Source organism: Halobacillus mangrovi (genome assembly GCF_002097535.1).
Classification (GTDB): Bacteria; Bacillota; Bacilli; order Bacillales; family Halobacillaceae; genus Halobacillus; species Halobacillus mangrovi_A.
Genome location: NZ_CP020772.1, coordinates 342,613 through 365,570, shown reverse-complemented (window position 1 = coordinate 365,570; position 22,958 = coordinate 342,613). Strand labels below are relative to the sequence as shown.

Sequence of the window (22,958 nt, the reverse complement as noted above, 5' to 3'; positions counted from 1 at the left end):
TTTTCGTTTTAGTAAAAAGAATATTCCGATAATTTAACTCAAAAATTATTGATCCCAAACAAGAAGTCGAATGGAGGTTGGATTAAACCCACTGCATGGGTTATTCAACTGCGGACAGTTACTAATCAGAACTTTTGTACGGCATTTGGCTTTCATTTCTACATAATGACCTGGACCGGAAATCCCGTCCTCAAATGATAATCCGCCCTCAGGAGTAACAAGGACATTCATAAAAAAGTTAATATTCGGCGCAATATCCCTTTTGGTGAAGCTTTCTCCATGCTTCGCCAGCTGGAGCATAAAATTATCCCGGCAATTGTGCATCGGAAGTCTGTCATGAGCATACCGAACCGTGTTGCTTTGCGCGGAGCAGGCTCCTCCCAGTGTGTCATGACGCCCTACTGTGTCTGCTACGATTTCCAGCAGCTCCTTACCCGATTCGGAAATTAGCTTTGATCCAGTCGTTAAATACACATTCTTTTGTGCAGATATCGTGTGGATGGCGCTGAAATGATCTTCTGGATTGTCCGCGTCATAGAAAAGTGTGTCAGCTGCCTGATTTCCTTCTGTATCGACCAGACGTAACACTTGGCCAGGCTCTAATTCATACATCCAACCCTCGCCTGCAGGAAGGGCATAATCATAAACGGCATCCGCTGCTTCACGTGAACTCTTCACTTTGGTTAACATAGTCATTTTTAAATTCCTCCTAAAGAGTATTTGTTTACTGAGTAACGAGTTTGTAATAATCCCAGGTGTTCTCAAAAGCCCGTTTATTTTCCGGACGGTAGTTTACGCAATAATCATCTTCTTTCACAGATTCAGCCGGGAGAACCTCTATCTCTACCGGCACGGATGGATAGTCCTTCCTCGGGTCATGTGGATTGGGAGTGTTGGAAAGGAGAAGCACGACATCCATTTCCGTTCGCAATGTGACGGTATCTCCCTGTTTACAATGGCCCTCTATGAAGTGCATATCACCGAATTCATCCACTTTAATTTTTGAGAAAAGGTTAAAAACCGGCACCATATCCCTAAATTGTAATCCATTTCTCATTAATTCCATCGCCAGGTTCTCTTCCCCGCTTCTGAACCATTCGTTTTGGTTCTCCTGAAAGGTTGTCTTTCCATATTTCTCATCTGTTAACTGGCGTGTGGTATACCCTCCAATCGGATCATGCCAATCTAAATCGTCCTCTACAATACTTGCCATCGCCCTTCCGTTATCACTCATCAGCACATTCCCTCTCGTTAAACGCGAGGTGTGCTGCGCCTTTAAGGTGTCTGGCATGTTGTAACTTTCGGTAAGATTACCAGCATTAAATAGCAGACCTGATAGATTCGCTCCATCTTCAAGTGCTCGAATTCGAATTAGCTTTCCTTTCGAAATGATCCCAGACCACTTTGCACCAGAACCAAGAGTTAAATTCCATAGATTTTCCATTTTGAGTCCTCCTTAAGAATTTGGATAGCAAAGAAGATAAATAAAAAAAGCCTGGGAGATTTGTCATCTCCCAGGCTTTTGTCCCTCCGTGTATATAGGGATTTCCCCTATACCGCCTTCTCTCGGACCAGCCTTGATCATCATAGATCAACGGAACCCTAGAAAGCTTTTTTGTCCCCGTTGCCGGGAACCCTATTAAATTTTTGATGTTGTGAGCAGTATAGCGGGCCAAATAAGTCTCTTCAACACTTATGTTAGGTTTTCTGACAAAGTTTTTTTAATTACCATTTACTAATTTCCAGAAATTATTAATTAACTGCGGGAATCTGAATTTTTCCATAATTTTTCTATGAGGTTATAACCCTACATGCAGAGCTAATGGAAGGGTATTCATAACTCTTTCATTAACACTAAAGTATGTTAGAAAATCTAACATTTATGTTGCAATCTTCTATTTTCCTCCGAAGAATAAAGGCTATAAGATTTTTCGATCGAAAGAATCTAGCTACTATTCTCGCCTTTAGAAAGGGGTTACTATGAATAACCAACCAGAATTGAAGAGGACGTTGACGTTATGGCAAGTCATTTTCTTAGGACTAGCCTGGAATACGCCTATGATTTATTTCTCTGTTTTCGGGGTCGCTTATGAAGGATCAAATGGGTTTCTAACAGCTGCCTATATGATGGCAGTTCTTGCTGTTCTTTTCACAGGCGCAAGCTATGCCATTATGGCCAAAAAAATCCCCATTTCCGGATCAGCTTACACTTTTGCGAAGAAAGCTATCCACCCAAATGCAGGATTTTTAGTAGGATGGGTATTGCTTCTTAATTACCTATTTGCTCCTATAATTGCCTGTATTACGTTTGGAATTTTCCTTCATGCCGAGGTTCCTTCCGTTCCTGCTTATGTATGGATCATCGGATTAATAGTCCTTCTTGCTGCGATAGCGATTCGAGGGGTGAACTCTTCGGCGAACATCAGCCGCCTTTTCGTTATTCTGCAGATCATCTTTATGATTGTTTTTTGCTGCTATTTAGCCTATGGATTGTTGAGCACCGGAGGCGCAAGCAGTTTAATGTCCGCAGAACCTTTCCTGAATGTCGATATGTCCCTGCCTGTTGTTTTAGCTGGAGCTTCGATCGTTGTATTCTCTTTCCTTGGCTTTGACACCATGACCACTCTCTCAGAAGAAACCATTCAACCTAAGAAAACCATCCCAAAAGCGATTTTTATCATGATTAGTATTGTAGCCTTTCTCCATGTTGGTACGTCCTATTTCATCCAGACGGCTCTTCCAAATTTAAGCTTTGTTGATCCGGACTCAGCCGCCCTCGAATTAGTCGGAATTGTAGGAGGAAGCATTCTCCGTTCTATTTTTATAACCGTATTAATCGCAGCCATTTTCACACAAGGCCTGGCTTCTGTGACTAGTGTTTCAAGATTGTTATACGTGATGGGACGCGATTCTATCCTTCCAAATAAATGGTTCGGATTCGTTCATCCTACCCTTAAAACACCGGTTATTAATATTGTGATCGCTTCAATCATTTCCTTATTGGCCATCTTTATAAGTATTGACGATGCTATTCGATTCGTGAATTTCGGGGCACTCAGCGCCTTCTTTTTTGTTAATATATGCGTAATCACTCTATTTTTCAAAAACAAAAAACGCTTCTCAGTTTTAGGAACACTGACGAACATTATTTTTCCTCTCATAGGAGCTGCCTTCATTGCATGGCTATTAGCTTTACTTGATTTGCCGACCATCATGGGAGGATTGGCATGGGTGGCTGCTGGTACCGTCTATTTAATCTATTTAACTAAATTTTTCACGAAACCTCTACCAGATGCCGAATCGATTGAACAGAAAGCACCGGAGCAAGAAAAAAAGGCCATTTAATAGATTACTACACAAAAACCTCCTATCGTTCATTTGAACGGATAGGAGGTTTCTGTATGAGAGCTCTTCCCATGAACATTCATAATTTTCTAATGTGGAAGACACCAATACAAAAAGATAAGGATATAAGCGGTTCCAATCAGGTGGAATTATCCATTCTTCAACACTCCAGCTAGTTCACGTAACCGCTGGCGTTCTTTGATATGATACTGCTTCCCTTCCTTTTGCAAAAATCCCTTCTCACAAAACTGGGCCAGCACATGCAGCAAGTGACGATAAGAAACGCCGAGGAAATCACAGACGGTTACGTGCTTCTCTTTATATACCTGTCCATCCGCCGTCTGCAGGATAAAATCAGCCAGCCGGTTCTCCAATGGAAATGATAGGCTTTGCGAGTATTTTGCTGCCATGTTGCCTGCTTTGATACTCAAGAATTTCGTCAGCTCGAGGAGGAATTTCGTATCCTCCAGCAGCTGCTTTCGAAAGCGGTGAAGAGGAATCGCATAGCAGACCGTCTTCGTAGAGGTCTGGATGCCTTTGGTATAGTAAATTTCATTGACGAGCTCCATTTCACCGATGTATTCCTCGTCGTTAATAAAATTAATCAGGGAACTCTTCCCATTTTGATACGTGACATAAATCTTCGCTTTTCCCTCAATGACATAAAATAAATAGTCCGGGCGCATGCCTTCCCGGATAATCCATTCATCTCGCTGATATTCGTGGACTTCGATATACTCTTCAATTGGAAAAGAAAATAAATCGGTGATCGGGTGTTCCGTTAAATAGCGCTGCTTCTTTTGGTTCGTGATTTTCTTCATTTTCATCCGTCCAAACTATGATATTTCTCATATTATTGTAGTTTTCTTCCTGATATGATGCAATCATTGGAGGAATGGAACAATGAACACATATCGCTGGATGAGCAGACAATTTTTCAGTTTTTATTTAACGTGGGGAATCTTTCTCCCTTATTTTACAGGATGGATGATCCATGCGAAGGGAATGTCGGTAGCACAGGCAAGCTTAATTATGAGCTTAGGACTTGTCGTCCGCGGCCTGTCCACCTTATTCGCCTTCCCACAGCTATCCGATAGATTCAGCAGTAAATTCTTAATCAACTCGATGACGCTCGGCACCATCATCGCCCTGCTGTTATCGATTCCGGCCGAGTCGTTTATGAGCCTGATGGTCGTCGTGTTATTTTTACACTTTTTCTACCCGACCCTGATGCCTGCCTTAGATACGGCAGCCGGTGTGCTCGTACAGCATCGGCAGCTGCACGATTACGGCAAGAGCCGTTCGTGGGGATCGCTCGGATTCGTCGCTGGCGGGATGATCCTTACCCTATTTACCGGACGATTTGGCGATGAAGTGATCTTGTGGGGTCTTCTCGCTGGCTTGTTGGTCTTTATCTGCCTTGGCTTACTACGCGCGCCTCAGGTCTTATCTGAAAAGCCGCAAGCGAGTGATAAAGTAAAAGGCGGCATGCTGAAAGTGTTTAAAGTGAAGCACTTTGGCATCGTCCTGATCATAGTCATACTCCTGCAGGCTGCGCACGCTTCGTATTACAACTATGGCTATATTTATTTACAGGAAATCAATACGCCAACCTATTTAATTGGCGCGATCATTAATATTGCCGTCATCGCAGAGATTATTTTCTTCATGATGGCAGACAAAGCGTTTCGCAATTCCACGCCAGGATCCCTGCTGATCTTAGCCGCTCTCGGCTCAACGATACGCTGGATTCTCGTATTTGCTTTTCCAAGCGTCGCGGTCTTCTCGATTTCACAGGTGCTGCATGCCTGCTCGTTTGCGATGGGGCATTACGCATTTATGCAATACTTAATTAAAAATATCTCCCCAGAGTTAATTCCAAAGGCGCAAGGCATCTACGCGGCCATCGCGATGAGCTGGAGTACAGCCGTCTTTACGGTTTTTGGCGGATTCTTATATGAGATTGAGCCTGGATACGCTTTTCTTGGAATGGTCGTTTCTACGATTCCATCCATGCTGATTGCGATCGTTTATAAAAAGCTGGAGCGAAAAAGTGAGCTGGAGGCTGAGATGGCGGGGTGAGACCTGTTGGTAAGATTCAAGTACGTATAGTCATCAAATTTAAACATCATGAGTAAATCAGATTAGAAGTAAAAGAGGCTGGATCACTAGAAAAACAGGTGCTCCAGCTTTACTTAATGTGTATATTTTTAGAACCATTCCACAAATCTATTTTATGAAAGTTCCTCCCCCCTGTTAAGGTTTTATTTGGGCGTCAGGCATATCCTTTCATGTAAAAAGGCGTTCTACTCCTTAGAGTAGAACGCCTTTTCATTACGATGCAGGGGAATCTTTCAGAATGCGGTTAATTTCATTTTTATAAAGATCAGAACGTCCCCCGAAGATCGCTTGGATATTGTGGTCGACTTTCACAACACCGGCTGCCCCTAATTCTTTCAGGCGCTCCTCCTGGATTTGATCTACTTTAGCTACTTCGACTCGCAGCCTGGTAAAACAAGCATCCACATGCTTCAGGTTCTCTTCTCCACCAAGAGCTTCCATGATTGCGGCGGCTGTTTCTCTCGTTTGTTCTGATTTGCTTCCTTTTTTCTTTTCATTGAAATCTTTTCTGGTGTAGAGCTTATTCTCTTGTCCACCACGGCCAGGTGTAGCAAGATCCCATTTTTTAATCGCGAATGAGAAAGAAAAGTAGTAGATGACGAAGAACACAGCTCCAGCTACGAGGTTCATCCACCAATTCCCTGTTCCTGGGATGGCGTTAACTAATACGAAGTCAATCAGACCGGATCCTCCAGCCCAACCCAGGTGTACGTCAAGCATATACATAACGGCGAAAGAAACGCCGGCAAGCAGGGCATGGTACAAGAATAATAGAGGAGCAACAAACAAGAACGTGAATTCAATCGGCTCTGTAATTCCTGTCAAAAAGGCCGTACCTGCAGCTGCAATCAGCATTCCTTTTACTACGGGTTGGTTTTTCTTATCGGCACGACGATACATCGCTAAAGCGGCACCCAGTAAACCAAACATGATGACAGGGAATTTACCCGCCATGAAACGTCCAGCGGTCACTTCAACTCCTTCAGCAATTTGGGCCAGGAAGATGTATTGGTCTCCAGAAACCATACTTCCAGCAACTTCCGTGGTACCCCCTAAAGAGGTCCACAAGAAAGGCGCGTACCATATATGGTGGAGACCGGTAGGAATCAAGGCACGTTCAAGAAAGCCGTAAAGACCGATGTAAAGAGGATTCGTTGAGCCATTCGCAATGACGTTTGCGACAGCATTAATGCCCGTTTGGATCGGCGGCCAAACCACCATCATCGCTAAGGCTAGAAAGATGGAGGTGAAGACCATCACAATTCCTACCGAACGATCTCCAGCGAAAAAGCCTAACACTTCTGGTGGATCAAATTCGTGGAATTTATTGTAGACCCAAACCGCGAGCAGTCCGACTACAATACCTCCGAGAACTCCGGTTTCAAGCGTCGGAATTCCAAGGGCCATTCCGTATTCTCCGCTTTCAGAAACCATCTCTGGTGTAATTCCCATGGCAAAAGATATGGTTTTATTCATAATGATATAACCTAACAGGGCCGCAAGCGCAGCAATTCCTGAGCCGCCTGTTAATCCAATCGCAACACCGATCGCGAAGATGACAGCTAGATTATTGAATATGCTGATCCCGATATCGGACATCCCGTTACCAATGAGTTGAATAATGTCATTTTGTAAAAAAGTAAGGGAATCAGCAAGAGGCCCAGTGAGGGCAGCACCAAAACCAAGTAATATTCCGGCCGCGGGAAGCAGTGCGACAGGAACCATCAACGATTTTCCGAACTTTTGTAAGCTACCAAAATATTTCTTCACAACTTATCCTCCTTTTAAGGAAACGCTTTCGTGATTGATCGAGAGGAGACCCGGACGATAAAGCCCGGGTGGCCATATTATTGATTTGTAACGACTTGCTTGCTTGCATGAAGAGCTGGCCAGTAATCCTTATTTGCTTCAATCATGTCATCTAATATTTGACGGGCCCGTGGAGCGTCTACGACCGTGCGGTTTAGAGTGAGTGCTTGTAATGCTTTCTCATAGCTATTTTCATAGAAAGCATCGACGACAAGTTTTTCGTAGGCCAGCTGTCCTTCAATCAATCCTTTATAGAAGGTAGAAATGTGACCGACAGCAAATGGTTTAGGACCTCTGTTGGTAATCATGGCAGGAACCTCTACCATAACGTCGTCCGGCAGGTTTGCAATCGTTCCGTTGTTTTCGACCATAACGATGAAGATGTCTCCATTGTTATAGGCCATGGAAGCAGCAACCCGGATCATGTATCTGCCGTGGATATCTACCTCAAGCTCAACATTTTCCGTTGTACCATCTTCAATGATTTGGTCAGCTAACGTATGAACACGTTTTTCTCGTCCATTAATGACTTGGCGCGCCCTTGTAGTAGAAGGGTCTTCTTTTTCCACCATTTGAGAAGGATAGAGATAATACTGAAGATACGTGTTTGGCAAGTATTCAGGGAAATCCGTTACCATACGTTCCACTTGTTTGAACGTATGGATCCAAGATGGGTCATTAGCGATTTCGGCATCCTCAGGGATAAATCCATCTTCTGTAATAGCACGCTTGATGGTATTTGTATGGTCATTTCCCTCTTTATCAAGAATTTTCGTAAACCATCCAAAGTGGTTCAGTCCAAAATATTCTGGGACAAGATCGAATACATCTTTGCCAAGGATCCCAGCATAGCTCACCATAATGGCAGCTGGCATATCACAGATGTTCAATAGCTTCTTATCGGCAGGGAATTCGCGGCGAAGGGCTTCAGCTACGATCGCTGCTGGATTGGTATAGTTCAAAATCCAGGCATCCGGAGAATACGTTCGAATGTCGTTCACTAGTTCAATCATGTCTCCGATTGAACGTAAGCCATACGCCATCCCGCCTGGTCCGCATGTTTCTTGTCCGACTGCTTCATAACGAAGTGGAATCTGTTCATCCTGCTCACGCATAGCCAGTCCGCCGGTACGGATTTGTACAAAGACGAAGTCTGCATTTGATAAAGCTTCTTCTTTGTCCGTTGTATAGTGGAAAGAGTCCAACTCAGGGTATTTTTCACGTAAGATAATTTCTGTTGCTTTTGCAATCTTTTCTTGTCTTTCAGCATTCGTATCGTAAAACGTAATCGACTTCAAAGGGAACTGTTCTTTTTCTGCTACCAAGCTCATGATCATTCCGATTGTGTACGTGCTGCCACCGCCGACAACTACAAGATTTTGTCTTTTCATCGTATCTGACCTCCAATAAAGGTATTATATTTGTATTAATTAATTGTTAATATGAATATAATACATATTTATGGAAGCGTCAACATACGTATCGAAAAAAATAAACAAATTGGTTATAATATAGATATTGATCAAACAGGAGGAATACCTATGTCAGCACCTTTGTATCGAAGGATTGCTCAACAAATTAAAGATGAAATTGAACGAGGAAATTGGAAGGAAGGAGAAGCGATTCCAACAGAGAATCACCTTTCTGAACAATACAATGCTTCTCGTGTGACCATCCGTCAGGCCATCAAGGTTCTTGTCGAGGACGGGTTGCTGGAGAAAATACAAGGAAGCGGAACCTATGTGAAAGAACAGAAAATCGAACACAACATCTTTGAATTACTAAGTTTTACAGAAGAAATGAGAAAGTTGAACAAAGAGCCGGTGAACCATATTCTCGACTTTCGCCTTATTGCCCCTCCTGATCATGTCAGGAGACGGTTAAAATTAGCTCCAGATGAAAAAGTGTTTTATGTCCGCAGACAGCGTCTTGTCGATGGCGTCCCTTATGTACTGGAGGATACGTATTTGCCTGTGGCCCTTTTCCCCAATTTGTCTTACAGCATCATGACTGGTTCTAAATACGATTACATTGAAAAAGAAGTAGGAATGAAGATCAAAGACAGCTTTCAGGAGGTTATTCCGGTTCTTCCCAGTAAAGAGATTGCGGAGGCTTTAAACGTGGATGAATCCTTACCCATTCTCAAAATGGAGTCGTACAGTGTGTTCGTGGATGGGACAATTTTTGAGTACAGCGAAAATCACTTTAAGAGTGATGAATACAAATTTACTTTGAAGGCATCAAGACCGTAGACTTTATAAAGATGCAATCTCTTCCCTTTGGGAATAGTGTCTGCCCCCACCACGTTATACCTTTAACTTAGTGGGGGGGGTAAAGCACATACAATTAATGTGGGGACGGTTAATGGCCAAACCCAATCAGGAAAACTCTTTTTAGCAAGCAAATAAAGTGTGCTATTTATCTAGAAATTTTCCGTATTCCTTCATAAATACTAAACTCACCTTCCCAACTGGACCATTCCGCTGCTTACTCAATAAAAGCTCTATCCTCTCCTGTTCTTCTGTCTTCCAGTTATAATAATCTTCTCGATATAAAAATCCAATCACATCAGCATCCTGTTCAATGTTTCCGGACTCTCTTAAATCGGACATAAGCGGACGCTTGTCTTTACGCTGTTCTACACTTCTTGAAAGCTGGGAGAGGAGAATGATTGGGGTGTTCAATTCACGAGCCAGAAGCTTTAGCTCCCTTGTTATAGAGCCGACTTCCAGGTCGCGCCGTTCATGCCGGTCTGTGGAATTCATGAGTTGAAGGTAATCGATGATAATGAGGGGAGTTTCTTTATTTTGCTTTTCTGTACTCATTTCTCTTCTGACTTTTGCTCGAATGTCACTTACTGTCCGACTTCTTTCATGAATAAATAGATTCCACTGAGACATTTCACCGATTGAATTAATAGCACGATCATAATCTCTTTTTGAAAAATTCATCGAACGCCATTTCTGTCCATCTATTTCGGCTTCAGCAGATATAAATCTCTTAAGAAGTGATTTTATCCCCATTTCCAAACTGAATAGATGAACCTTCCCTCCTGTGCGGCAATGATGGGAAGCAAGGTTCAAAGCAAATGCTGTTTTCCCCATGGAAGGTCTTCCAGCAAGGATAATTAATTCCCCCCGCTGGGTTCCCCCCATCATCTGATCCAGTTCTGTATAACCTGTAGGGAACCCTGTCATCCCTGATTCAGCAGGTGTGGTCATCTCTTTAGCGATTTCCATTAATGCATGATAAGTCGTTGAATAACTCTCCTTTTCAAAGGTCATATTACGGTAGTTTTCCAATTGGACCAATAATTTATCAAGCTTTTCATCGTTAGGATCATGCGCATATTGGACTGCCATCTCACTTGTTTTTCGATTTACAAAGGATTCGCAAACCAGGCGCTGGTGGTGATCGAGCTGTGCCGTAGTCGGAATGGAATTGGCTAGATCTGTTAAATACGACACTCCCCCTGCGGCTTTTATTTCTTTGTTTAATTCTGTGGTTACATTGATGACAGATACCAGTTCATTTCTTGCGAAAACTTTTTGCATCGCTAAATAAATAAGTCTATGGCTCGGATGAGAGAAGTGCTCAGGATTCAACTTCATCCTATCCATCATCGTTCCATCATAAAGGAGGGTGCCTAATACAGACTGTTCAGCTTCAACATTTTGTATCATCCGCCATCCTCCTCGTCAGCTCATCCAGCTTTTTGTTGAATTGCATTTTCGTCTCCTTAGGAACTTCCGCTGCTTCCTTTTCCCATTCGCATATTCGATCCAGATAATCGTTCTCTTCTGGCAGATAAACCGCAATATCGGAAAGTGCCGGTGGATAAGGAGAGAAAGAAACATGGTTTGAAAGCTTCTCCATGACTGCTTCGTAATCCATTTTCTCCAGTTGCGGGATCAACAGCTTTACTCTCCGTTTTGTAATTTCAAAAGTTCTTGGATACAACTCATGAATGGACTTCAACACTTCGACTGCTTCATCATGGTTCATGCTTCTCGCTCCTTTCTAATTTCAGCAAAAATTTGGTCGGCATCGGATGATTTAGTTGGCTGTTGTTTTTTCCGATTCTGAACCTCTAGGGCATTCACATCTTGGATGCTGCGGACATTCTGGTTCTTCCACCTCTTCAAAACCCCTTCACAATATTGGAAGAATGGTTTGTTGTGCATTAAGGCGATTTTCATCGACTCGATCACTATGTCTTCTGATAAATCCTCACACCATTCCGTTATTTTCTCTGCGATTAAAGGGTTCAGCATTCCGAGATTCTGCTCATAAAAGGTATGAGCATTTAAAGTATCGACCACTCCTACTGTTTCTTTTTCTTTTATTTGATTTGGTTTAAATAAAGCGACCGTCTGAGGGGCTTTTGACTCGATCGTCTGCCAGTTCACTTGCTGGTCTGTCTGGTGGCCTGGATCTTGGTCCACCTGCCTGTTCGTTTGCACGTCTACTAGAGAATTCATTTGATAAAAAGGAGCATGGTTGCGATGGATCGAGCGATGCTTTATGTACCCTTTCTCTTTCAATTCCTGCCTAGCGCGTTTGAACGAACTTTCTGTGAGTCCTGACTTTAATAAAATCGCAGAAGCAGGAACTGAGAATTCTTTTTTCCATCTGGCTTTGTTGTTGTACTGAAGAAGTGTATACCAAAGAACGACGGCGGATGATGAGAGTGAATCCAATTCGATTTGATCAAAAAATGCAATGTTTTCTTTAAGGTAGTTCATTAAATTAATTCCCTCCTCTTTTTTATATAAAATAAAATCCTCCAATTCTATAATCGGAGGATTTGAAAGATAAGTGTCTATAAATAATTTGTTCTGCGGGAAAAACCTTTTTACTGCCAATAACTCTATCCGTTCACATACTGATACATTCAAAGATAACTTAAATTAGAAGTTCCAGTTGATAGATAGAAGAAAAACTTTAAAGTTTTTCTTTGTTTTTAATCTATATACTTCTGTTATTCCTTTCCCTCAGTAAGGCTCAACAAAATATCTTTCTCAGCTTGATAAATTTCAATAAATAGTGAAGCTTTTTTCACTTTGAGGCTTAAAAACTCTTTATAAAATATGTACGTTCCCTCCTAACGATATTATCTGCTACTTCAAGATTCTCACTAACTTCGACCAGAAGTGTTGACAGTGGTACTCCTAGAGCATATTAGTATTCTTAAATCTTATTAATTTGTTTAACTAGCCCTTCATACCAAAGATAAGTTTTTAAAATCGTACCAGAACGTTGAGAGGACTCTTATTCAAGAGGCAATAATATTGTTAATACATCAGATTGAGATTTAAGTGTAATAAGACCGGTAACCCCTGCCAGCATATATATGTAAGAATGCATTTATTGCTTGAACTCTAAAGAATACTTACTTGCGCTTACTACCCGTTGGAATGTGGCTCTAAGATTTTTTATCCCTGTTTTCAAAAAACATTAAAGCCCTCTTTCGGAAAAATTATACATATATTCAGATTTAGCTTCATGGATTAGTCTCCTTTTAATTAATCATATCCAGCTAGAAATTCATATTCGTGAATATAACCTTCATCCATTATTTGATTTGATAGATCAGAATTATCAATTTCTAAAAAAATAAGTTATTTTGTTTTAAAATAACATGGATAAGCGGGGCCATTCTTAATTAACTTTTCGTAACCTTTTTGGTCAGTAGTAGAGGGCGGGTGTTCTGTAAGATGGAAAAGTAGATACTTCGCACGTTTTAGTGGGTCTTGAATCGCCCACCACCCCTTACTAATAGCTTTTTTCAAAATATTTTTGTCAAAAATGTCACTATTAAACATTTATTCCACCACTATGCTTTCTAAAAGCTTGTGTTTGTCACCCATCAAAAAAACTGCTTCTGGTTAATATTATTGAATTCTAGCATCATACTTTAATCCCCCCTGATAAATTATTTTTTAAAGGTTAGATAAGCTATTCGTAAGAGTAATATAATAAAATCATTTCGTATAATTTATATTATACTAGACCTATGGTTCAAAAATGAGGAATTATTTTCATAAAATGGATAGGAGTGATTGAAATAAATGCGCTTGAAGAACTACTCTTAAGAAAAGGTGTTAAACAAGAGCATATACTAGACCTTTCAAATGAAAAAGTGAAGAGTGATAAGGTCTATAGGTCTTTTTTTGATTATGACCCACATTACGATGCAGAAGTCTTGGTTCCAGTGAATAAAATTAAGGGGTTAACTTTTTCTAGAGGGAAAGAGAATTACTCGTGGTGGGATCACGCAAATATGAAAGCTGGCAATATAGACCCACATAAATTCAGAGGTTTACAGGAAAAATTGGAAGAAACCACTTTAGTGGAATTTGAAAAATGGTTTGTAGATAAGAATTTTCCAATGATGCAGTTATATTATTATGAAGATTTTGATGAATACTACGTTGGCTCAGATGGTAATCATCGATCCATATGGGCTAAATTAATTGATGCTAAGTATATTAAAGCTGAAATAGTAAAATACCGTATAAACCATCAAAGATATGAAAAGTACAAACTTCACGAAAAAGAAAAACAGAAAAACCATGAGAAAATTGAATTATTAAAAAAAAACTTTGAGAAAGATATTCAGGACTTCGGCTTTACAATAAAAGAAAATAATGTTGAATTTCATGGAGAATTATTAGTGAACTATTTTCCTGAAAACATTGACTTAACTCACCCAGCAACATTAAAGATTTTAGAAAAGCGGTTAGCAAATACTGCTAATCACCTGTTAATTCTTAAATCAGAATATTATAAACTTAAAAGTATTCCTTCAATAATTAGATATATTTATATTTTAGCGAGGATCAATCTATCTGCAAGCTATAATAAGAGAATTATTTATGAGATGTTGAGGAAACTTTATAAAAAGAATAGAATTAAAAATATTGTTTAAGTGAATTAAAATAATTGCGTTAAAACATTTTTAGTTTCTGATAATCTTACCATGGAACCACAGCTTATAGAATATATCTGTCTCTTCAAAAAACAAGGAAACTAATTATTCGCTCTTACACAGATATGACTGACCAAGCAAAGAGTTATCACAACCAATTTATTGAAGCATTGCATGCCGCTGAAAATGCACGTAACCTATAAAAAATAAATGACCAAGAGAGGTTTATTCTTGGTCATTTATTTTGCTTCTGTTTTTATTTTTTCCAACCACTCTTTAAACTCTATTTCGTACCCTTTTCCAGCTAGATTTTTATCTATTAAAATGTTTGCAATATCTTTTCCGCATATCAATATTATTGGTCTATCATCTTCAATAATTTCTTCTTGAGGGGCTTCACCAAAATATGAAGTTGTTACAAAAAAACCAATAGTATCTTTAGTCATTCTTGATATCAACCTTAAAAACTCTCTGCTATTAACGCTTTTTTTCCAACGCTTAGCCTCCCCTATAGCCCGTAAAGAGTAACTATACTTTTTATGACCAATTTTATATTTCCCAATTATATCAATCCCTTTATCCTTTACACGTCTAGTTACTTTCAAGTCATATAAATGTGGATCCGTTAGCTTTAATATTTCTTTGGCTGCGAACTCAAATTCCCTATCAGTAAGATTTAATATATAATTTATTATTTTTTGCTCTTCAGAATTTGGAGTTTGCTCTTTCATAGTTCTAATATGATTAGTAGATTCGCACTCCAGAGGTGTATAGACATTTTTATCAACCCATAACCTCCATGCTTCAGGACAATATATTGATGAAGCAGGCTTAACTCCTTGGCACAAATCATCTAGCCATTTTAAATCTATCTCTTCTTCTTTTAAAATAGTGAAAATTGACCTATAATTTTGGTATCGATTCTCTTTCTCAACACGCCAAACTGCTATTAAATCTTCAGTTGGACGAAAATCTGCAGCTCCGGGTGCTAATAAACCTAAAAACTTCATGTAATGCTTATTCTCTTTAACACTCTGGAAAAGTAGTATTGGGGCAATGTCGAATCGATTCTTATACAAATGAATTAAATCAAATGTATTTTTTAAGTATCCATTACCAGGAGTAGAATGTAAAACATCCCCTCCCTTGCGATTATCTCCAAAATATGTAAATATACCAGTCTCGTAATCTAATTCATCAGGCCATTCCTTTTCGTTAAAATTTGTAACTATAACAATAAAGGCAGCACCGTGAATGTTTGTTGGGCCAGCGTATTTACTTTTCCACCTAAATCCTTGAACATTTTGAATACCTTTCCCATCTCTAAACCTTTTAAAGATTTTATTAAATTCATCTTGCGGTAGCTTCCAATTATTTGTATTCCTGTATTTTTTATCTATAATTAATTTAGAAAAATCCACTTGCCTCTCCCTCTCATAGAACTAAATTTATTATTTAGAGTATACACTTCGACTACAACTGAAAAACGGAATATAACTTTAATTATGAATTTTGAAATAATTTTCTTGGAATCTGTCCCTTTTGTCTTGTTATAATGGTATTGATATTTAGTAAGGTAACGACCAGATGAATAATTACTCTATACAGAAATTAGTTATTTTTAATTATTTATAAAGTTTACGGGGCTAAAGAAGAGGTGAATTTTATGCAAAAGGGTAGCTGGTTTATGGTACATAACAATATGCTTGGCATTAACTCCTCAAAAAATGATTTTATATTACCTACTGCGAAAGAGGTTTTTTTAGCTCAGTTTAAAAACCAACTAAAAGTCAGAGGGCTTTTAGTTAAAAAGCCCTCTGACGAATTAAAAGAGTTAAACTTTTCAAGATTCCCTTTGAAAATAAACCTTAGAATAAAACCTATATCCCAAAAAGGCAATATAAGTCTATTACTCGAAGTAATATGTAAAGTTAACTCAATTGAATATAATCTAAAAGAGAATTTTGAAAAAGATTGCGATCACATAATTATTAACCAAACATGGTACCCAATTGTTCAAGGATCTATGACCGAGATAAGGTCCTTATTAGAAAAATCGGGAGTTAGTCGAATAGGCAATATATCCTTTCAACAATATCTTACTTTAAGAAGAACTCAGGAACCAATTATTCAAGATGAAGTAAGCAAATTAACCTTAAATAAAGGTTCTATTATTGATAATAACAAAATAAATATACCACTTTTTAAGGGCACTTTATACCCTTACCAGTTCCAGGGATATCGATGGTTGAGAATGATTTCCAAAGAAAGCGTAGGCTGTATTTTAGCAGACGAAATGGGGTTAGGGAAAACAGCCCAAGTTATAGCTCTTGTGGCTTCTGAAACCCTAAACACCATAAAGCCATCATTAGTTGTAGCTCCAGTAACACTGTTGGAAAACTGGCGAAGAGAAGTAAAAAAATTCGCCCCTTCATTAAACACAATTATACATCAAGGTAATAATAGAACTGGTTTTTACAAACACTTACGAAATCACCATCTTGTTATTACCTCCTATGAAACAGTTCTAAGAGACTTTTCTTTATTCCTTATGCTAGATTGGAATATCGTAATTGTTGATGAAGCGCAAGCTATTAAGAATCCCCATGCGAAAAGAACTAAAGCAATTAAACAAATTAGAAGAAGGACAAGTATAGCTGTCACTGGCACACCGGTAGAGAATCATTTATTGGATCTATGGTCCTTAGCAGACTTTGCATTTCCTGGGTTCTTAGGTGACCTCCATACTTTTCAGAGCACCTATCAAAACGAAGTTATCAGCGCTGAGTCTTTAGAGCCAATAATTTCACCCATTTTATTAAGAAGAGAAGTTAAAGACGTTGCAGATGATCTTCCAGAAAGAATAGATATTCCTCAGATGGTTGGACTAACTGACAGTGAATCCCAAGATTATGAAACTATTCGCCAGCAAGCAAAGGAAGAATATGGTAGAAGCGCTTCATTAGTTTCGTTAATCAGATTAAGAATGTATTGCACACACCCACTATTATGTACTAGTGAAAGACAAGACCCTGCCCAATTTAGCAAATATTTAAGGTTAGTTGAGATACTAGAAGAAATAGTAGTTAACAATGAAAAAGCCATCATCTTTACTTCTTTTACCCGTATGGCAGACATACTCCTTAATGACTTATCTCAACGCTTTGAGATTCCATGTGACTTCATTGATGGAAGAGTCGATGTTGAAAAACGACAGGATATAATTGATAAATTTAGTAGTGTTAAAGGACCAGCTCTTCTCATACTTAACCCAAGAGCTGCTGGAGCAGGCTTAAACATAACAGCTGCAAATCATGTTATACACTACAACCTAGAATGGAATCCAGCTATTGAGGATCAGGCATCTGCAAGAGCATATAGAAAAGGGCAAAAACGGCCTGTCAATATATACAGATTATTCTGCAGTAACACCGTAGAAGAAGCAATTGATTCAAAGCTTCAGAAAAAAAGAGAACTTTCCGAATCTGTGGTTATTGGAACAGACGGGAGTTCATTCGACAATTCAGATATCTTGGAGGCACTATCCAAAACACCTGTTTCATAAGGAGGATTATTTGGCATGAAGCAAGATAACTCACAAAATACTTCGGCAATTAAAAAATTGCTCAGTTCAAATGATACTGGAGAGACAGGGACTCACCAAGCAGGGATGTTAATTCCAAAGAGAGAAGGAATTCTTTCTTTTTTTCCTTCTCTAGGTATCGAAACTAAAAACCCTAGAGTAAAACTGAAGTTCTTTGACCCTGCAGGGGAATCCTGGGATTTTATGTTTATTTATTATAATAACCAATTTTTTGGTGGTACTAGAAATGAGTATAGACTAACAGGAATGACACGATTTATTAAACAGCATAATTTAAAAGCGGGTGACTCAATTATTTTAAATGTAACTAATGAAGATAACTACTTAATAAACTATGAACGTCACCTAGAACAACTTAGTGAAAATATACTTAAATTAGGTAATACATGGAAGGTGTTGAAAATATGAGTACCAAAACAAGAACAGTCCCACCACATGCCTCCAGAATGATTGAAGGGCTAAGAGACACAGGTTATGAATTTAACACAGCTATCGCAGATATAATTGATAATTCTATTGCTGCAAATGCCACATTAATAGATATTAAAATTAATATGGACTTTGCTGGGGATGTAATAATTCGTATTGGTGATAATGGAAGTGGCATGGATGAAGAAGGGTTAATAAATGCTATGACGTATGGGTCTTCAGCACGGCCCACCCCAAAAAGTCTTGGAAAGTTCGGGTTAGGCTTAAAAACTGCATCAACGGCATTTTGTCGAAGATTATCAGTTTCAACCAGAGACGATGAGCTTACTTCAATTCAGAAGGCCTGTTGGGACCTTGACCATGTAGCTAAAACTAATGATTGGGAAATTTTATTCCCTGAACCAGAACCGGAAGAAGTTGATTTATTAGATGATGTTTCTGATGGGGGATCTGGCACTGTGGTTACTTGGGAAAAAGTAGATCGTTTATTAAAAAGTTATCAAGATCAAACCGGAACATATGCACAACGAGCTTTAGACAAAGTAATAGAAAAATTAAGAGAACATGTTGCCATGGTTTATCAACAATACTTGGATCCTATATATCAAAACATTACTAACATCGATATAAAAATTAACGGAGAGATAGTTGAACCTTGGGATCCTTTCTGCATTTCAGAACCTAACACTGAATTAGTAGCAGAATGCGTTCAACCTGTTAAATTTGAAGACGGAAGAGAAAGTTCTTTTTCAATTAAGGCCTATGTTCTCCCTAGAAAAGAGCAATTCACCTCCGTTGAAGCACAAAAACAGGCAAAGCTTTCGAACGATATGCAAGGGTTTTATGTTTATAGAGAAAATCGCCTTATCCACCATGGCGACTGGATGGGGATGGTTAGAAATGAACCACACAGCACACTATTAAGAGTAGAATTTTCCTTTGATTATAATATGGATGATGCCTTCAATGTGGATATTAAGAAGTCAAGGATTTCTCTTAATAACGATCTTTATAACTGGATAAAAGACCAATTCCTACCTGCTCCAAGAAGGGCAGCAAATGATCGTTATCGAACTGGAGTAAAAAAGAATGTTACAAAAGCTTCGAAAGGCGCTCATGAAGACTCCAATTCAAATATAAAAGGCCGGGAAAAAGACTTACAAAGATCTACTTTCGAAATAACCAACCCCGATACTAACGAAGTACAGGTAACAAACAGTAATGGCAATACTAGAATTACACTTCCTCTTGTTACTCCAACTAGAGAAGGAGAAGTTTTTGTACAACCAGTTGACTCTATAGATGACGGCCTATTATGGGAACCGGCCTTAATTGATAAGCACCCTGCAGTCAGAATTAATACCAACCACCCTTATTACCATAAAGTTTACGTTCCAAATTTATCATCTGGTGTCACAGTTCAAGGGATGGACTCTCTTTTATGGGCTTGTAGTCAAGCAGAACTATGGACAATTAGTGACGTAACAAAAAGAAATTTAAAAGAATTAAGATACGAAACAAGCCGATTATTAAGACAATTAGTAGAAGACCTTCCAGATCCGGAGTTAAATGATGGTTCAGATTAATACTAATTTTATTACTTATTCAATTGTCGAAAGTACTGGTATAAGAGTAACTAGCAAGATAGATAGTAATGGGGTCTATATTCGACCTACAGACCTCCCTTACGGACAAGGCTTTAGCATACTTGTCAGTCAAGGTTGGCGAAATATCACTGCAGAATTTAATCCTGATAGCTTCTCAGCACATTTAATTAAAACTATGGGAATATCTAACGAAGAAAAAAAAATTTTGTTCAGTTCAATCTCCCTTTCAATTATTTCTGACAATACAGAATTAGTCATGAAAATCAACGGTATAGATATTGATCCACTGGAAACTGGTAGCTGGCCAAATGAATGGAATAGCTTAACCTTAAAATTAATTCGCATCCCTGTAATCCAAGAAGAACTAACCCAAAATCAACTTGAGGAGTTGATTATTAAGGTAGGAGGAGACTTATTAAGCCTTACATTGTCACTCCTTCCTTTAGAAGTTAATAAAGAGGACCAAAGTGGAAGAGCCGAAGGAGAATTACACCGTATTGAATCAAACAAGTATGAACGTAGCCCTTTAAATAGAAAGGCTTGTATAATGAAACACGGTTACAAATGCAAAGTGTGCGAGTTTGATTTTGAGAAAGTATATGGTAATGTTGGAAAAGGATTTATCCATGTTCATCATATTATACCTATTTCTAAGATAGATACTGATTACGTAATCAATCCATCAACGGATTTGGTACCTGTATGCCCCAATTGCCATGCGATGCTTCATCGAAATGACCCTCCCCTTTCCATTGAAGAACTAAAAAAGATAATGAACGTTCATAAATGATTGAGTACTATGCCGCAATTCTCTGCTGCATAGTTTTTTTTGGTTAATTAACGCTTTCTTTAATTCGTTCCTATAAATAATCCTTTTATATTACTTTATAGGGTGGTTATTATCAAATTATTAACTCAATAGCATGAACTTTTCAAAGGACACTCGTTGTGAAATGAATCTGTATCGCATACAAGTTAGAATATAAATAGAGGTGAATAACATGGGTGATGTTATGAGTAAAGAGCAGCGAAGGAAAAACATGAAAGCAATCAAGTCTGTTTCCAAACTTGAAAAGATTGTTAGCAGTGAATTATGGAAGAAAGGCTATCGTTTTCGCAGAAACACTAAAAGTCTGACAGGAAAACCGGATATCTCAATAAAAAAATATAAAGTGGTCATTTTTATTGACTCCTGTTTCTTCCACCGCTGTCCCTTACATGGGAATATGCCACAGACAAATTCAGAGTTCTGGAAGAAGAAATTAAATAGAAATGTTGCTCGGGATAAAGAAGTGAATAATCATTATGAGGCTAAAGATTGGAATCTCTTGCGAATATGGGAGCATGAAATAAAGGAAGACTTGGAAGGAACAGTGAATAAAATTGCCAAATTTATAGAACTTGCCAAATAAAACCACCGAAGGGGTCTATATATGATAAATCCTATAGAATTTTTCATTTGCGTAATCAATAAACTTACTAACAGACCATAATTTATCTCTATATACTTCTGGATACTGTTTGTGGTAAGGTTCTGGAACAACTAACTGCAACCGGGCATTCTCCATTTCCTCTAACAGATTTTCGGATACCCCCTGCTGTAACGTTAGAAGATGTTTGTTTGGTACTCTTTCTCCTTTTAACACAGAGGAAGAAATAGAGAAGTTCTTACAAACATTTTCATTATCAATTGCAGATAATTACATTGTATATAATGCAGATGATAGATATATACTTTATAATCTTCTTTCGATAAGGTATAAATAGAATTAACGCCCCTACCATTTCCCTACGATTAAACGGAGCATTTGACCAAAAACGGGTGATACGGAATTCCTTTTTAGAAGTATAATACATAATCCTACTATCAAATGGTTGCCAACCGTCTATATGCACTCTTACTACTCTATCCCGGATACAGAAACAGAAGCATTATTGAAGAAGATATCCCATGAACCACTGTTTAAATATACCCCATCCTGATGGGCTCCATTTACACCTGCATCGTTTGGAGATAAAAACTCACAAAAAAAGCGACCACTCTGTCCGGCCGCCTCAATTGCATTAGTTAGGTTGTCTAACTCTTCCTGCATGCTCGACCTTGACCTCCTCAACGTTTTCAATAGGTTTATCCTGTTCAATAGCATAAATCATGTTTTTCGCAATATCCCTAACTACAGGAACAGCAACACTATTGCCAAATTGTTTATAAGCAGCCGTGTCACTAACCTCAATTTTAAACGTTTCTGGAAATCCTTGTAATCTAGCACATTCTCTAGGTGTCAACCTTCTTGGGTTTTTTCCTTCCCCTTGAGGTATTAATATCTCGCTTCCATCTTTATGATAACGCGCTGATAATGTCCTGCTATTTGAATTTAAATCTGCAAGTCCAAAACCAAATCCATTTCCTTTTTTACTATGCTTTTCTTTGTAAGCTTGGAGATAGTTCCATAGTTTATCTGATAAAGTGTATTTATCAATTACGTTATCCTCTAGGATAGTCCATAGGGGGGGGCCCTCCTCCGGTATGACTGGGAATTCAAAATGAAGGGGCTTCTTAAAGCCTACAATATATATACGCTCTCTATTTTGGGGAACTAAACCTTTTGCATTAATCACCCTATCGTATACAGAGTACCCTAACTCTTTCTCTAAAACCTTTTTAATCATTTTAAAGGTCTTACCTTTGTCATGGCTCCTGAGATTTTTTACATTCTCAAGGAGAAAAGCCTGTGGCTGTTTTTCTTTTATAATGCGGGCAATATCAAAAAATAAAGTCCCTTGTGTTTCGTCCAAGAAACCATGTTGCTTTCCTAAACTATTTTTCTTGCTTACGCCAGCAAGTGAAAATGGTTGACAAGGAAAACCAGCAAGAAGAATATCATGATCAGGTATATTTTTTTCTTCTATCTCTGTAATATCCCCTTCTGGTTCCTCACCAAAATTTAACTTGTAAGTTTCTTTAGCTTTATTATCCCACTCTGATGAGAAAACGCATTCGCCATATTCTTCGAAGGCTAATCGAATACCACCAATTCCTGCAAATAAGTCTATAAATTTATATAACATCACTTCACCTCACGAACATTTGTGCTTATACTTATTATAGCAA

At 38.7% G+C, this 22,958-nt stretch carries 21 protein-coding genes and 1 riboswitch; of the genes, 9 read left to right on the top strand and 12 right to left on the bottom strand.

Annotation, left to right across the window (positions count from 1 at the left end):
• Nucleotides 1-45 precede the first annotated feature (45 nt).
• Nucleotides 46-696 carry an urea amidolyase associated protein UAAP2 gene (locus HM131_RS01985; protein WP_085027428.1) on the bottom strand — a complete coding sequence of 217 codons (651 nt, stop codon included), beginning with the start codon at nt 694-696 and terminating at the stop codon, nt 46-48.
• A 28-nt stretch (nt 697-724) separates the two neighbouring features.
• A complete protein-coding gene (locus tag HM131_RS01980; RefSeq protein WP_085027426.1) occupies nt 725-1,444 on the bottom strand; it encodes an urea amidolyase associated protein UAAP1 in 720 nt (239 codons plus the stop codon).
• Nucleotides 1,445-1,509: 65 nt separating this feature from the next.
• A riboswitch (guanidine-I (ykkC/yxkD leader) is annotated at nt 1,510-1,617 on the bottom strand.
• A gap of 363 nt (nt 1,618-1,980) precedes the next feature.
• Between HM131_RS01980 and HM131_RS01975 the strand changes: the two genes are divergently transcribed.
• Nucleotides 1,981-3,345 (top strand): APC family permease, encoded by a 1,365-nt coding sequence (locus HM131_RS01975; protein ID WP_085027424.1) that lies wholly within the window; start codon nt 1,981-1,983, stop codon nt 3,343-3,345.
• 149 nt (nt 3,346-3,494) lie between these two features.
• On the opposite strand, the gene yeiL is transcribed toward HM131_RS01975, so the two are convergent.
• Nucleotides 3,495-4,166, bottom strand: a complete 672-nt coding sequence (gene yeiL / locus HM131_RS01970; protein ID WP_085027422.1) for a transcriptional regulator YeiL — start codon at nt 4,164-4,166, stop codon at nt 3,495-3,497.
• 82 nt (nt 4,167-4,248) lie between these two features.
• Here yeiL and HM131_RS01965 point away from each other — a divergent pair, with 82 nt between their 5' ends.
• Nucleotides 4,249-5,427, top strand: coding sequence for an MFS transporter (locus HM131_RS01965; RefSeq protein ID WP_085027420.1), 1,179 nt, complete (start codon nt 4,249-4,251; stop codon nt 5,425-5,427).
• A 252-nt stretch (nt 5,428-5,679) separates the two neighbouring features.
• Here the strand turns inward: HM131_RS01965 and HM131_RS01960 are convergent, their stop codons facing one another.
• Both HM131_RS01960 and HM131_RS01955 read right to left on the bottom strand, forming a co-directional pair.
• On the bottom strand, nt 5,680-7,236 hold the full coding sequence (locus HM131_RS01960) for a PTS transporter subunit EIIC (protein WP_085027418.1): 1,557 nt from the start codon (nt 7,234-7,236) through the stop codon (nt 5,680-5,682).
• Nucleotides 7,237-7,313: 77 nt separating this feature from the next.
• Complete coding sequence (locus HM131_RS01955) at nt 7,314-8,666, bottom strand: 6-phospho-alpha-glucosidase (protein ID WP_085027416.1); 1,353 nt, start codon at nt 8,664-8,666, stop codon at nt 7,314-7,316.
• 150 nt (nt 8,667-8,816) lie between these two features.
• Between HM131_RS01955 and HM131_RS01950 the strand changes: the two genes are divergently transcribed.
• On the top strand, nt 8,817-9,527 hold the full coding sequence (locus HM131_RS01950) for a GntR family transcriptional regulator (RefSeq protein WP_085027414.1): 711 nt from the start codon (nt 8,817-8,819) through the stop codon (nt 9,525-9,527).
• Between the two features lie 162 nt (nt 9,528-9,689).
• On the opposite strand, the gene dnaB is transcribed toward HM131_RS01950, so the two are convergent.
• From dnaB to HM131_RS01935, 3 genes are read right to left on the bottom strand one after another with little or no spacing between them, the layout of a single operon-like run.
• Complete coding sequence (gene dnaB, locus HM131_RS01945; protein WP_085027413.1) at nt 9,690-10,958, bottom strand: replicative DNA helicase; 1,269 nt, start codon at nt 10,956-10,958, stop codon at nt 9,690-9,692.
• Nucleotides 10,942-11,280, bottom strand: coding sequence for a hypothetical protein (locus tag HM131_RS01940; RefSeq protein ID WP_085027411.1), 339 nt, complete (start codon nt 11,278-11,280; stop codon nt 10,942-10,944). The genes dnaB and HM131_RS01940 overlap by 17 nt, the downstream gene beginning before the upstream one ends.
• Nucleotides 11,277-12,020 carry a DnaD domain-containing protein gene (locus tag HM131_RS01935; protein ID WP_085027409.1) on the bottom strand — a complete coding sequence of 248 codons (744 nt, stop codon included), beginning with the start codon at nt 12,018-12,020 and terminating at the stop codon, nt 11,277-11,279. The genes HM131_RS01940 and HM131_RS01935 overlap by 4 nt, the downstream gene beginning before the upstream one ends.
• Before the next feature lie 1,313 nt (nt 12,021-13,333).
• Between HM131_RS01935 and HM131_RS01925 the strand changes: the two genes are divergently transcribed.
• Entirely contained in the window at nt 13,334-14,206 is an 873-nt protein-coding gene (locus tag HM131_RS01925; RefSeq protein ID WP_085027405.1) for a hypothetical protein, read from the top strand.
• Between the two features lie 239 nt (nt 14,207-14,445).
• On the opposite strand, the gene HM131_RS01920 is transcribed toward HM131_RS01925, so the two are convergent.
• Nucleotides 14,446-15,627, bottom strand: a complete 1,182-nt coding sequence (locus HM131_RS01920) for a restriction endonuclease (RefSeq protein ID WP_085027403.1) — start codon at nt 15,625-15,627, stop codon at nt 14,446-14,448.
• A 266-nt stretch (nt 15,628-15,893) separates the two neighbouring features.
• On the opposite strand from HM131_RS01920, the gene HM131_RS01915 reads away from it, so the two are divergent.
• The 5 genes from HM131_RS01915 to HM131_RS01895 all read left to right on the top strand — a co-directional run bounded on the left by HM131_RS01915 (nt 15,894) and on the right by HM131_RS01895 (nt 21,258).
• The gene (locus tag HM131_RS01915) at nt 15,894-17,771 is read left to right on the top strand and encodes a DEAD/DEAH box helicase (protein WP_198162703.1); all 1,878 of its coding nucleotides are present in this window, start codon (nt 15,894-15,896) and stop codon (nt 17,769-17,771) included.
• Between the two features lie 15 nt (nt 17,772-17,786).
• Nucleotides 17,787-18,218, top strand: a complete 432-nt coding sequence (locus HM131_RS01910; RefSeq protein ID WP_085027399.1) for an EcoRII N-terminal effector-binding domain-containing protein — start codon at nt 17,787-17,789, stop codon at nt 18,216-18,218.
• On the top strand, nt 18,215-19,825 hold the full coding sequence (locus tag HM131_RS01905) for an ATP-binding protein (protein ID WP_157130740.1): 1,611 nt from the start codon (nt 18,215-18,217) through the stop codon (nt 19,823-19,825). Before HM131_RS01910 ends, HM131_RS01905 begins: the two co-directional genes overlap by 4 nt.
• Nucleotides 19,809-20,636 carry an HNH endonuclease gene (locus HM131_RS01900; protein ID WP_232324846.1) on the top strand — a complete coding sequence of 276 codons (828 nt, stop codon included), beginning with the start codon at nt 19,809-19,811 and terminating at the stop codon, nt 20,634-20,636. The genes HM131_RS01905 and HM131_RS01900 overlap by 17 nt, the downstream gene beginning before the upstream one ends.
• 211 nt (nt 20,637-20,847) lie before the next feature.
• The gene (locus HM131_RS01895; protein ID WP_085027395.1) at nt 20,848-21,258 is read left to right on the top strand and encodes a very short patch repair endonuclease; all 411 of its coding nucleotides are present in this window, start codon (nt 20,848-20,850) and stop codon (nt 21,256-21,258) included.
• 15 nt (nt 21,259-21,273) lie between these two features.
• On the opposite strand, the gene HM131_RS21305 is transcribed toward HM131_RS01895, so the two are convergent.
• From HM131_RS21305 to dcm, 3 genes are all read right to left on the bottom strand, one after another.
• Complete coding sequence (locus tag HM131_RS21305) at nt 21,274-21,492, bottom strand: type II restriction endonuclease (RefSeq protein WP_198162702.1); 219 nt, start codon at nt 21,490-21,492, stop codon at nt 21,274-21,276.
• Nucleotides 21,493-21,747: 255 nt separating this feature from the next.
• Entirely contained in the window at nt 21,748-21,939 is a 192-nt protein-coding gene (locus HM131_RS01885; protein WP_085027391.1) for a DNA binding protein, read from the bottom strand.
• On the bottom strand, nt 21,911-22,915 hold the full coding sequence (gene dcm / locus HM131_RS01880; protein ID WP_085027389.1) for a DNA (cytosine-5-)-methyltransferase: 1,005 nt from the start codon (nt 22,913-22,915) through the stop codon (nt 21,911-21,913). The genes HM131_RS01885 and dcm overlap by 29 nt, the downstream gene beginning before the upstream one ends.
• Nucleotides 22,916-22,958 lie beyond the last annotated feature (43 nt).

Excerpts from the sequence above, each read along its gene's own strand:
- HM131_RS01950 (WP_085027414.1), top strand. The coding sequence starts at position 8,817 with ATGTCAGCACCTTTGTATCGAAGGATTGCTCAACAAATTAAAGATGAA.
- HM131_RS01895 (WP_085027395.1), top strand. The coding sequence starts at position 20,848 with ATGGGTGATGTTATGAGTAAAGAGCAGCGAAGGAAAAACATGAAAGCA.
- HM131_RS01965 (WP_085027420.1), top strand. The coding sequence starts at position 4,249 with ATGAACACATATCGCTGGATGAGCAGACAATTTTTCAGTTTTTATTTA.
- HM131_RS01940 (WP_085027411.1), bottom strand. The coding sequence starts at position 11,280 with ATGAACCATGATGAAGCAGTCGAAGTGTTGAAGTCCATTCATGAGTTG.
- HM131_RS01905 (WP_157130740.1), top strand. The coding sequence starts at position 18,215 with ATGAGTACCAAAACAAGAACAGTCCCACCACATGCCTCCAGAATGATT.
- HM131_RS01885 (WP_085027391.1), bottom strand. The coding sequence starts at position 21,939 with ATGCAGGAAGAGTTAGACAACCTAACTAATGCAATTGAGGCGGCCGGA.
- HM131_RS01915 (WP_198162703.1), top strand. The coding sequence starts at position 15,894 with ATGGTACATAACAATATGCTTGGCATTAACTCCTCAAAAAATGATTTT.
- HM131_RS01975 (WP_085027424.1), top strand. The coding sequence starts at position 1,981 with ATGAATAACCAACCAGAATTGAAGAGGACGTTGACGTTATGGCAAGTC.
- dcm (WP_085027389.1), bottom strand. The coding sequence starts at position 22,915 with ATGTTATATAAATTTATAGACTTATTTGCAGGAATTGGTGGTATTCGA.
- HM131_RS01955 (WP_085027416.1), bottom strand. The coding sequence starts at position 8,666 with ATGAAAAGACAAAATCTTGTAGTTGTCGGCGGTGGCAGCACGTACACA.
- HM131_RS01985 (WP_085027428.1), bottom strand. The coding sequence starts at position 696 with ATGACTATGTTAACCAAAGTGAAGAGTTCACGTGAAGCAGCGGATGCC.
- yeiL (WP_085027422.1), bottom strand. The coding sequence starts at position 4,166 with ATGAAGAAAATCACGAACCAAAAGAAGCAGCGCTATTTAACGGAACAC.
- HM131_RS01900 (WP_232324846.1), top strand. The coding sequence starts at position 19,809 with ATGATGGTTCAGATTAATACTAATTTTATTACTTATTCAATTGTCGAA.
- HM131_RS01910 (WP_085027399.1), top strand. The coding sequence starts at position 17,787 with ATGAAGCAAGATAACTCACAAAATACTTCGGCAATTAAAAAATTGCTC.
- dnaB (WP_085027413.1), bottom strand. The coding sequence starts at position 10,958 with ATGATACAAAATGTTGAAGCTGAACAGTCTGTATTAGGCACCCTCCTT.
- HM131_RS01980 (WP_085027426.1), bottom strand. The coding sequence starts at position 1,444 with ATGGAAAATCTATGGAATTTAACTCTTGGTTCTGGTGCAAAGTGGTCT.
- HM131_RS01935 (WP_085027409.1), bottom strand. The coding sequence starts at position 12,020 with ATGAACTACCTTAAAGAAAACATTGCATTTTTTGATCAAATCGAATTG.